Origin of the sequence: Carboxylicivirga mesophila (assembly GCF_018271975.1) — a bacterium.
GTDB classification, from domain to species: domain Bacteria; phylum Bacteroidota; class Bacteroidia; order Bacteroidales; family Marinilabiliaceae; genus Carboxylicivirga; species Carboxylicivirga mesophila.
In genome coordinates this window covers 38,820-50,971 of record NZ_JAGUCN010000015.1, presented here as the reverse complement: position 1 = coordinate 50,971, position 12,152 = coordinate 38,820, and the positions used below count along the sequence as shown (strand labels likewise).

Annotated in this window: 6 protein-coding genes; all 6 read left to right on the top strand. The window is 39.8% G+C overall.

Annotated elements, in window-relative coordinates; genetic code table 11:
* Positions 1 to 186 precede the first annotated feature (186 nt).
* The gene (locus KEM09_RS13440) at positions 187 to 867 is read left to right on the top strand and encodes an FAD-binding oxidoreductase (protein WP_212229042.1); all 681 of its coding nucleotides are present in this window, start codon (positions 187 to 189) and stop codon (positions 865 to 867) included.
* A gap of 138 nt (positions 868 to 1,005) precedes the next feature.
* Positions 1,006 to 2,349: a tRNA (N6-isopentenyl adenosine(37)-C2)-methylthiotransferase MiaB gene (gene miaB, locus KEM09_RS13435; RefSeq protein WP_212229040.1), complete on the top strand. Its 1,344-nt coding sequence runs from the start codon at positions 1,006 to 1,008 to the stop codon at positions 2,347 to 2,349.
* 2 nt (positions 2,350 to 2,351) lie between these two features.
* Complete coding sequence (mtaB, locus tag KEM09_RS13430) at positions 2,352 to 3,638, top strand: tRNA (N(6)-L-threonylcarbamoyladenosine(37)-C(2))-methylthiotransferase MtaB (RefSeq protein WP_212229039.1); 1,287 nt, start codon at positions 2,352 to 2,354, stop codon at positions 3,636 to 3,638.
* Between the two features lie 417 nt (positions 3,639 to 4,055).
* Positions 4,056 to 7,079 (top strand): SusC/RagA family TonB-linked outer membrane protein, encoded by a 3,024-nt coding sequence (locus KEM09_RS13425; protein ID WP_244825009.1) that lies wholly within the window; start codon positions 4,056 to 4,058, stop codon positions 7,077 to 7,079.
* A gap of 45 nt (positions 7,080 to 7,124) precedes the next feature.
* Positions 7,125 to 8,735, top strand: coding sequence for a RagB/SusD family nutrient uptake outer membrane protein (locus KEM09_RS13420; RefSeq protein WP_212229038.1), 1,611 nt, complete (start codon positions 7,125 to 7,127; stop codon positions 8,733 to 8,735).
* Between the two features lie 311 nt (positions 8,736 to 9,046).
* On the top strand, positions 9,047 to 12,145 hold the full coding sequence (locus tag KEM09_RS13415; protein WP_212229037.1) for a SusC/RagA family TonB-linked outer membrane protein: 3,099 nt from the start codon (positions 9,047 to 9,049) through the stop codon (positions 12,143 to 12,145).
* Positions 12,146 to 12,152: the final 7 nt, after the last annotated feature.

Below are 12,152 nucleotides of genomic sequence, written 5' to 3'. Positions count from 1 at the left end.
TTAGTGCTAATTTTTTGACTTTCAAAAGCTAATTAATGGTAGTGATGGTAATATGATTCTGACAATAACAGACCTAAAGGTGTTTTTTATTAAACCAAAACACGTTTTGACCTGTTAATTGTGGGGTGAATATATCAATCACCTTACAAAGGGAAAATTAAACTTTAAAAAGAATTGAATAGAGTTATGGGAAAAGGAGTTCCGGCAGCCAATAAAATTAAGACAGACTTGCATGAGATACTGGATATTCGTCATCTGACGGATAGTACATTTGTTTTACGTATTGAGAAAAAAGATTTAGAATTTGAAGCCGGTCAGCATGTATGTGTAGGGCCTCCTAATGGTATACATACCAGGGAGTACTCAATTTATAGTGCCGAACAGGATGAATACATTGAGATATTGGTAAAAGAAGTGGAGAATGGCTTGGTATCGCCAAGTTTGAAAAAATTGCAGAAAGGCGGATATGTGGTGGTGGAAGAGCCAGTGGGTTATTTTACCATCAATAAGGATTTGCCACAAGCCCAAAAGTATGTATTTATTGCCAGTGGAACAGGTGTTTCACCCTTTCATAGTTTTGTGTTAAGTGGTAAAGCCCAGAACTATACCCTGTTGCATGGTGTTAAATATGCCAGTGAAGCATATGAGTCAGAGGCTTATGACGAGAATAAGTATGTTTTATGTACGTCTCAGGAAGATAAAGGCACATTCAACGGACGGGTAACCGACTATCTTAAAGCTAACCATTTTGGTGTTGATGCTCATTACTACTTGTGTGGTAATTGCAATATGATACATGATGTATATGATATTTTGGAAGAGCAGGGAGTGAGTACTGATAATATACATGCTGAAGTCTATTTTTAGGTAGTAGTCAGTAGAGAGAAGTAAATAGGAAGTTGGGTTCGACTACTGAGAAAAAAGATAGGCAACTTGTAAATGGCTATCAGCTGTGTGCCAGTAGCTATCAGCTTAAATTGACATTAATAAATAAGTATTTAAATAGTGAAATATCATTTAGTTACATTGGGTTGTCAGATGAATCAATCTGATAGTGAACGTGTAAAACGAGTATTGGATGGGATGGGTGCCCAATGGACGGACAATGAGTCGGAGGCCAATATCATTGGTATATTGGCGTGCTCGGTGCGTCAGAAGGCCATTGATAAGGTTTATTCAAAGATAGCTCATTGGAATAAACGGAAGGCTTCGCAAAACCTGATAACCTTTATCAGTGGTTGTATTTTGCCGGCTGATAAAACTAAGTTTCTAAAACTCTTCGACATTGTTTTTGCCATGCGGGAGTTGCCGCAATTGCCTCAGATGCTTTCGCAATACGGCATAGCAACACCAGCTGGTTTGGAACGCGATAATCTTAATCCGAAGGAGGAGATTAACTTTTTCTGGAAAGTGAAACCGAAGTATAATAGTGCTTTTGAAGCGTTCATCCCTATTCAGAATGGTTGCGATAAATTTTGCTCCTTTTGTGCGGTACCCTATACGCGTGGCCGTGAAGTAAGCCGTCCATCGCATGAAATTATTGATGAGGTTAAAAATCTGGTGGAGAAAGGCTATAAATCCATCACTCTACTGGGCCAAAATGTGAACTCATACGGACTTGATAAGAAAGGTGAAGAGATAACATTTGCGCAGTTGCTAGAGCGCATAGGGCAGATAGGAGCGACTACTAATCATCGATTCTGGGTGTATTTCACATCACCACATCCGCGAGATATGAGTCGCGAAGTGATTGAGGTGATTGCAAAATATGATTGCCTGGCCAAGCAGATTCACCTGCCAATTCAATCAGGTGATGATAAGGTGCTAATTAAAATGAACCGAAAGCATTCGGTTAAGAAATACCGAGAGTCGGTGGATGCCATCCGTGAACTGATTCCGCAGGCCACATTGTTTACCGATATTATTGTGGGCTTCTCGGGTGAAAGTGAAGAGCAGTTTCAGAATACGCGTAAAGCGTTGAAGGAGTTTCAATACAATATGGCCTACATCGCCATGTATTCGAAACGTCCGGGTGCTGCCTCGTATAGCTGGCCTGATGATGTGGAACTGAAAATTAAAAAAGAGCGACTGGCTTTGTTATCGGAAGATTTAGCCGAAGTATCCGGCGCCTATAATACGGCCATGGTAGGGCAGGTTTTTCCGGTGCTGGTGCGCGATACCGATCGGAAAAGCGGCTATTTAAGTGGACAGACAGAAGGAAAGATTACCGTTCGTTTCGCATCGGATAATAAGGCCTTGATTGGCCAGATAGTGGATGTGAAAATTACATCGGCCAGCAACTTTTCGGTGGAAGGTGAATTGGTGGAGGTAGCAGCAAAGGTTGGATAGTAATGAAAAAGCGAATAGGATTTAAAACATTGGGCTGCCGCCTGAATCAGTTTGAAACTGATGCACTGGCTTCCAAATTTGTTGGTTTAGGCTATGAGGTGGTTGAGAACAGCAAAGATATCGATGTGTTTATTGTCAATACCTGCACCGTTACTAACCAGAGTGATCAAAAGTCGAGGTATGTTGTCAATAATGCCCTCAATCATGGGCACACGGGCATGCTGGTGATTACCGGTTGCATGGCCAATCATCATAAAGAGCAGTTGGAGAAGCGATATCCCAATGCATATGTGGTGGATAATCAGCAGAAGAGTACCATTCCACAGCTGGTTGAAGCTCATTACAATAAGGAGATACTGCCCAGTAACCAGAATGTGGGTGGTGTATTTGATTATGCACCTGCTGCTGAAACATTTCATACCCGCAGCATGATAAAAATTCAGGATGGCTGCGATAACTACTGCACATTCTGTATTATTCCCAAAGTAAGGGGGAGAGCTGTGAGTCGTCCGGTTGAAGATATATTGGAGAACATCCGACAAGTTGTTGGCTTCGGCTATAAAGAAGTAGTTATTACAGGCGTTAATATCAGCCGGTATAATGACAATGGTATTGGTTTTTCTGCATTGTTAAAGCAAATAGTCGACATCAATCTTGATTTCAGAGTGCGTATTTCTTCCATTGAGCCCGACAGCTTTGATGAGGCCTTTTTTGAGCTGCTGAAGCATCCTAAAATAACACCGCACCTGCACCTGTGTCTGCAGAGTGCCTCCGAGTCGGTTTTACTGCAGATGCGCAGGATGTACACCTATAAATTGTATAAACGAATGGTTGAGCGCCTGCGTGCGGTTGATCCCCGATTTAATATTACAACAGACATTATTGTGGGCTTCCCCGGCGAAACGGAAGCTGACTTCCAAAAATCGCTTGAGGCAGTTGAGGAACTAAATTTTGGACATGTACATACCTTTAAATACTCCAAACGAGAGGACACCCGTGCGGCTCGTATGAGTAATACAGTACCCGAGTCCGAAAAATCCCTGCGAAGCGAACAGTTGCGCCAGGCAGCCAATGACTCAAAAATCAATTACCGTCAACAGTTCGTTGGTGATCAACTCAAAGTATTGGTCGATACGGTGAAGGATGGCTACTCCAAAGGCTATGGTGAGTATTATGTGCCGGTTAAAATCAATCAGGTACTGGAACGAAATAAGCTCTACACAGTTAAAATTACTGGCATTGAAACCTGGGGAGAGGAGCCTAATCTCATTGGAGTGGTTCAGAATTGATACCAAGCATAGATTTTTTCAAAAGGTGAGCAATATTGTTCACCTTTTTTTATGGAATCAAGTCATTAGTCGCAATCAATTACTCATATTTTATCAAAAAAAGAACACTTTTTAAGTGCTTAAATATCAGTATGTGCAACAATAGTACAATACAGATACAATAGTACAATGCAAGTGTTAAAAGTTCTATTATTTACAACATCCGTTTAATTCCACTCAGCTCGGTGCCCATAGTTTTGTTGTCATGAAATTGACAATGAGCAATAGAGATAAACCATCGAGTATTAAACATGAGGCACGCCGGTATTTTCTAATACGTAGCGTGCTGATTGTACTCTTAATTCTCATGCTAACGTTGTTGCTGCTACTCACATTTATTTAAATAATACATTAACTAATTCCAAAATTAAACTCTTTATGAAAAGAAGATTTAACTGGTTTCAGAGAGGACTAATGGGAGCTATCATGCTACTTTTATCAGTAGGGATAGCATTTGCCCAGGATGTTACAATTAAAGGTACCGTTACTGGTGCCGAGGATGGAATGCCTATACCTGGTGTTTCAGTTATTCAAAAAGGTACTACCAACGGTACTATTACAGATATCGACGGTAACTACACAATTACAGCGCCAACAGGTTCTGTGGTATCATTCTCGTTTGTTGGTATGAAAGCCCAGGAGGTAACTGTTGGAAGCCAAACAACTCTTAATATTTCTCTTCAGCCCGAATCCATCGAAATGGAAGGTGTGGTAGTAACGGCTTTGGGTATTAAAAAGAAGGAAAAGAGTTTGACTTACTCAACGCAGCAAGTAGGAGGTGAAGAACTAACTCGTTCAAAAGATGCCAACTTGGTGAATGCATTAGCAGGTAAAACGGCAGGTGTGCAAATTAATAAAAACTCTTCAGGAGTAGGGGGTAGTACTAAAGTAACTATACGTGGTAGCCGCTCCATTTCTAACAACCAGCCACTTTATGTGATTGATGGTATTCCAATGCTTAACAGTGTTTCAGAAGCTCCTGCAACTGCTTTTGGTGGTAGCAACGATGCTGGTGGTCGCGATGCCGGAGATGGTATCTCTAACCTTAACCCGGACGATATCAAGAGTATCAATATCTTGAAAGGTCCTGCGGCTGCTGCCTTATATGGAACACAAGCTGCTAATGGTGTTATCGTTATCGAGACAAAAAAAGGTGTTAAAGGTCACAGTTCAGTTTCTTTCTCTTCTAACACTACTTTCGAGTCTGTGATGATGTTACCAGAATTGCAAAATCAATATGGTGCCAAAGGAATTACTAGCTGGGGAAGCAAAGGTAATTTAGATGCCTACGATCCAAAAGATTTTTTCCAGACTGGTGTTACAAGCATTAACTCTTTATCTATTAGTAGTGGTGCTGAGAAAATGCAAACGTATTTTTCATATGCTAATACTACTTCAAAAGGTACTATCGAAGACAGTGGTTTAGATAAGCATAATCTTAACTTACGTGCTACAACAAAATTATTCGACGATAAAGTTACAATTGATGGTAACATGAACTTGATTCACCAAAAAGTTGAAAACCGTCCGGTTTCAGGTGGATACTATTTCAACCCATTGGTTGGTTTATACCGTTTCCCTCGTGGGAATGACTTAAACGCTTACCGCGATAACTTTGAGACTTACAACACAGAGCGTAACTTGAATGAGCAAAACTGGCATAACCTTCAGGCTGAGGAGCAAAACCCATGGTGGTTAACCCAGCGCGTACGTTCAGATGATGAAAGATTCCGTTCAATCACTAACTTAACAGTTAAGTGGGATGTGACTCCTGCTTTCAATGTACAGGTTCGTGGTAGCTACGATTTTATCTCGGATAAATACAACCACAGAACATTTGCAACTACGCACACTGCTCTTTCTGGCGACAATGGTCGTTACATTACCTTCGACAACCGTCAGGAATTACGTTATGGCGATGTGTTAGCTAATTATAACAAAAACTTTGGAGACATTAGTTTTACTGCTTCGGTAGGTGCCAGTGTAAATGATTCGAGAACTAAATCAGTTCGTTTAGATTCACGCCCAAAAGATTTGTATTACGCCAACGTGTTTACTGTTGCTAATATGCAGATGGGATATATTGAAGAAGTGAACTCGCAACGCCAGATGCAATCCTTATTCGGAACGGCTCAGGTTGGGTTCAAGGATTTCTTATTCTTAGACGTTACAGGTCGTAATGACTGGTCATCAACTTTGGCTTATACCAATAGTATGAGTTCAGGTTTCTTCTACCCATCAGTTGGTTTAACGGCAGTATTATCCGATATGCTTGAGATGCCAGAGTGGGTTAACCTTGGTAAAGTACGTGGAGCGTGGAGTAAGGTTGGTAACGACTTACCGATGTTCATCAGTAATCCTATTAACTCATTAGGTGTTGATGGTAATGTAATCATCAACTCAACTGCTCCATTCGATGATTTGAAGCCTGAATTAACAACTTCATTCGAAATTGGTACTGAGTGGACATTTGTAAATAACCGCGTTAAATTTGATTTCACCTATTACAGGACTAATACCAAAAACCAGTTATTCCAGTTAGATGCCCCTGCAGGATCGGGTTATTCTTTCTACTATGTTAATGCTGGTGAGATTCAAAACGAAGGTGTTGAAATCATGTTAGGCTTAACTCCGGTTGCTAAAAATGATTTTTACTGGAAAAGTGATTTCAACTTTGCTTTGAACCGTAACAAGGTAATTGAGCTGCATCCTGATCTGCCATTCTTTTCGTTTGGTGACCCAGGTAATGCTAACTACTGGATGAGAATGGATGAAGGAGGCTCATATGGTGATATTTATGGTGTGAAGTTCGAACGCAATAATGATGGTAGTATTAAAGTAGATGAAGATGGCTTACCTGTTGCAGGTAGCGATTATGAAAAGATTGCTAATATCAACCCGGATTTCAATTTAGGTTGGAATAACACGATCAATTATAAAAATCTGACATTAAGCTTCTTAATTGATTCTCGTTTTGGCGGTGATGTTATCTCTATGACTCAGGCTGACCTGGATCAATTAGGTGTAACTCAGGTAACTGCTGATGCTCGTAATAAGGGTTATGTAGATGTTGATGGACAACGTTTTAATAATGTTGAAGGATTTTATTCATCAATCGGTGGTCGCCAGGGGATTACAGAGCATTATGTGTATGATGCTACTAATATTCGCTTGCGTGAAATGACCATTGGCTACAACTTGCCGGAAAGTCTGCTTAAGAAAACTAAACTTTTCAAAGCTGCAACTGTTTCTGCAGTTGGTCGTAACTTGTTCTTCTTCTATAATTCAGCTCCATTTGATCCAGACGCGTTGTATTCAACAGGTAACAACCTGCAAGGTGTTGATATCTTCGGTATGCCGGCAACTCGCAGCCTTGGTTTTAATGTGAAGTTAAACTTCTAATTAATGAGATTAAGAACTAACATTCATAGTCTAAAACAGAATAACATGAAACAATATATTAAGAAACTATTGGTTCTACCATTAGCAGCCATCTTCTTCTTAGGCGCTTGTACAGACAACTTTGAAGAAATGAATACCAATTCGGTAGGAATATCGGATGAAGACTTAAAGGCAGATTATCAGTTTATCGGGGTTCACTTCCCACAGATTCAGCAGATGATCTACTGTAACTACAACTGGGGATGGGGTGTTAACTGGCCTTTCCAGATTATGCAAAACCTGAATGCTGATATTTATTCAGGTTACATGATGACGCCAACGCCGTTTGCCGGTAATGTGAACAATACCACTTATGCATTGGTTGATGGTTGGAATGCATCTGCATTTGATTACACCTATGCATATATGATGCCTGCTGTGTTAGCTGTTAAAAATAAGGCAGAAGTTGAGTTTCCTTCATTCTATGCAGTTTCACGTATCCTCAAAGTGTTAGGCTTATCACGTGTATCTACACAGTATGGACCAATTATTTACTCACAATATGGAGAGAGTAAAACAGGTGGTGAGTATGATAAGGAATCTGATTTATATAACAACTTCTTTACAGACTTGGAGGAAGCAGTTGCTGCTCTGGAGAAGTATGTAGAGGATAATCCTGATGCGCAGCCTTTTGCAAAGTTTGATAACTTCTTTGGTGGCGATTATAATAAATGGATCAAGTTTGCTAACTCGTTACAATTACGTCTGGCTATGCGTATCGTTAAAGTAGCTCCTGAGTTAGCTCAGCAAAAAGCTGAAGAAGCAATTAAAAGGGGAGTATTCACAGAAGGTGATATTGCACAAATTGTGGCCAATGGTTATACGCATCCTGTTGCTGCTATTTCAGGTTCTTGGGGCGATATTTCAATGAGCGCTGAAATGGAATCAATGCTATCAGGTTACCAAGATCCTCGTATTGCAGCATATTTTAATGCCCCTGCTGATGAGGCTGTAATTGCAGCCGGGTATGAATATAAAGGTATTCGTCAGGGTATTGCAATCGATGATAAAGCTACTTATGGAGGTCATTCTTTATTGAACTTAGCTCCTGAATCTCCAGCCGTATTAATGACTGCTGCTGAAGTATACTTCCTAAGAGCAGAAGGTGCCCTGCGTGGATGGGAAGTAGGTGGTTCGGCTGAAGCATTATACGAAGCTGGTGTAGCAGCATCATTTGCACAGCATGGAGTAGGAGGACTTGAAGGATACCTTTCAAGTGAAGCTTTACCTGCTGCATATGTTGATGTAAAAAACGATGCTAATAGTGTTGCTGCTGATTCAGAATATATGAATAAAGTTTCTCCTATGTGGGATGCAGCTGATAACAATGAGGTGAAACTTCAGAAGATTATTACCCAAAAGTGGATTGCCATGTTCCCTGAAGGAATTGAAGCCTGGGCAGAATACCGTCGTACCGGTTATCCTGTTTTGTTCCCTGTAGTTAAGAATGATAGTCAGGGTGTAATCGATTCAGATAATGGCATTAAGCGTTTGAACTTTTCGGTATCTGAGAAAAACAATAACCCTGACGGTTACGCTAAAGCGGTGCAGTATTTAGGTGGTCCGGATAATGGTGCTACTAATCTGTGGTGGGATGTTGATGGACCTAACTTTTAATAAATAGTCTCTAAAACCAAACTATTATATAAGTGCGATTAATTGAAGGAGCTCTGCTTAGGCAGGGCTCTTTTTGTATAATATATCTGGGTGTAGATATGTTTTTAAGTGATTAAATATGTTCTCAATTGTAAAATAATGTAAAAACAGACTTGAAGTTCTTTTAATAACTACTTACATTGATGTGGTCTTAACCTGTTGTAATTAACTGAGTAAACTAGCTGGAATCGGTCGATTCAGCTTTAAGGGAAACCTGAGGTGTTAACATTTTATAACGCTCTGGGTCAAATAGTAACCTAAAAATCACACGTATGAAAAGAAATGTAAGTTGGTTTAAAAGATGTTTGTTGCTTATTCCAACACTCATGTTTGGAGCGTTTTTATACGCTCAGGACCTAACAGTTACTGGAACAGTAACTAGTTCAGAAGACGGACAACCTATTCCGGGTGTTTCTGTTGTGCAAAAAGGTACAACTAATGGTACTATTACCGATATTGATGGTAATTATAACATTACTGTGCCGCAAGGAGCTGTTATTGTATTCTCATTTGTAGGGATGGATACTCAAGAGGTAACTGCTAATACAACTACAGTTAACATTGCGATGGTATCTGATGTCATTGGTATGGACGAGGTGGTTGTAACTGCCTTGGGAGTATCAAGAGAAAAGAAAGCTTTGGGTTATGCAGTGTCAGAGCTAAAAAGCGAAGAATTAACTACTGTTAAGGATCCAAATGTTATTAATTCGTTATCTGGTAAGGTTGCAGGTGTAAATATAACTCAATCGACATCAGGACCAGGTGGAGGATCTCGTGTAATCATCCGAGGAAATAATTCCATTACCGGTAACAACCAACCTTTGTATGTTGTGGATGGTGTACCAATTGATAATTCAGGAGCTGGTTCAGCAGCAGGCGGAGGTACCGGTGAATATGCTCGTGCAGACTATGGTACAGGTATTTCGGATATTAACCCTGATGATATTGAATCAATGACGGTATTAAAGGGGCCTAATGCCGCTGCATTATACGGTTCAAGAGCAGGTAATGGTGTTATTCTTATTACCACTAAAAAAGGTTCTTCAAGAAAGGGGCTTGGTGTTTCAGTAAGTTCCAGTTATACATTTGATAATCCACTTTTGTTACCGCAGTTTCAAGACCAATATGGACAGGGCTCGCAGGGTAATGTGCCTTCTGATATTACTCAACTTAAAGGCTCCAGTTCATGGGGGCCAAAATTTGATGGTTCAAGTCAGGCATATTGGACCGGTGAGAATAAACCTTACGTTGCTCAACCAGACAATGTGAAAGATTTCTTTGACACAGGTAGCCAGTTTATTAATACAATTGCACTTGAAGGGGGTAATGAAAATGCCAACTTAAGGTTCTCATATACTAACAACTCTACCTCAGGTATACTGCCTAATTCAGAAATGGATCGGCATAATTTTAATTTAAGAGGATTTGCAAATTTGACTGATAAGTTATCAGTTGATGCTAAGGTGACTTTCTTCCATCAGGATATGAAAAATCGTGCAATTCAGGGAACAGAAGGTGTGATGGCCTATGTTTACCCAATGCCTCGAAATTTAATACTAAACGATCTTAAAACATATCAGAATCCGGAAGAATCGCTTGATGTTATAACCTATTCAAACTCTGGTGGTAATCCTTATTGGATTCTTAATCATGATACTAATAAAGACCGTCGTCAGCGTTGGACCGGATTTGCTAAGGTTACTTACGAGTTTACTCCCTGGTTATCAGCTTTCGCAAGAGTTGGTACAGATATGGTTAATACTAAAATAGAAACTATAAGTATGCCAGGTCATCATTTCTATAAGTCAGGACGGTTTAATTTCTCTACACGTCAAAATACCGAGACAAATGCCGATTTCTTATTCATGCTTGATAAGGATCTGACTGATGATCTCAATCTTAATTTCAATTTCGGAGGTAACCACTCTTACAGAACCTATGAGAGTATGAGTATTTTTGGTGAAGATTTTAAAATACCTGCTAAAGCTACTGTTTCTAATGCGGTTATCTTAAACCCAGGCTATACGCCAACTGAAGAAAAGATAGTTAACTCTCTATATGCCTCAGCTTCATTTTCATTTAAGGATTTGGCGTATTTAGATTTAACGGCTCGTAATGATTGGTCTTCTACCTTAAGTTCGGATAACTGGTCTTACTTTTATCCATCAGTAAGTGCATCCGTGCTATTACATCGCGTGATTCCTGGTGCCGAGCAGCTGTTTGATATGGCAAAAGTAAGAGTTAGTTGGGCTCAGGTTGGTAATGATACTGGCGTTTATCAACTGTATGAGTACTATAACCTTGCTCAGGATGGATATCTTGGTAGAACAGTAGTTACTCGTCCAAGTGTTAAGTTTAATGAAGATTTGAAGGCGGAAACAATTACTTCATCAGAAGCCGGACTTGAATGGAGCATGTTTAACCATCGTTTATATGGTGATTTTTCATGGTATGATATCAAGACCAAAGATCTGATTTTTGATGTACCTGTGCCTGCGTCAACTGGTTATTCTTCATTTAGAGAGAATGTGGGAGAGTTGAAAAACTCAGGTGTTGAATTAATGTTAGGAGGTAGTCCTGTTCAAACAGGCAATTTCACCTGGGATATCTCTTTTAACTATGCTAATAATAAGAACGAACTTGTTAGTCTCATAGAAGACACAGATGTGTTTATTTTTAGTTCTACTAACTCAGGTAATGTTGTTGTTCAGGCAACAGTAGGTGGCGGATATGGAGATATCTATGGTACAACAATTAAACGTACTGAAGATGGTCGTCAGGTAGTTGATGCTGCGGGCCGCCCTCAAGCTTCAGAAGAACGAGTTAAGCTTGGTAATTATCAGCCAGATTGGACTGGAGGTATTACTAATACATTTACATACAAAGAGTTTTCACTAAGATTCTTAATTGACGCCCGATTTGGCGGCGAACTGTATTCGGGTAGTGATGCCGGACTAGATGCAAGTGGTGTTTCAGAACGTACACTCTTGTACAGAGAAACAGGTATTACAGTTGACGGAGTGGTAGATAATGGAGATGGAACATTTACTGAAAACACAACAAACATTAGTGCACAAGATTATTTTGGAGCAATGAGTGGTATTGCTTCTGAGCATGTTTATGATGCAACTAATGTGAGGTTAAGAGAGCTAAGTCTAACATACCGTTTCCCCAAGAGTATATTAGGTGACGGTTTTATAAAAGGAGCTTCGTTAAGTTTCATTGGTCGGAATTTGTTCTTTATTTATAAGGAGTTAGATAACTTCGATCCAGAGTCAAGTTTCTCAACCAGTAACTTCTCTCAAGGTGTATTGTGGTATAACCTGCCAACAACAAGAAGCTTAGGTTTTAACTTAAATGTTAACTTTTAATTGAGAA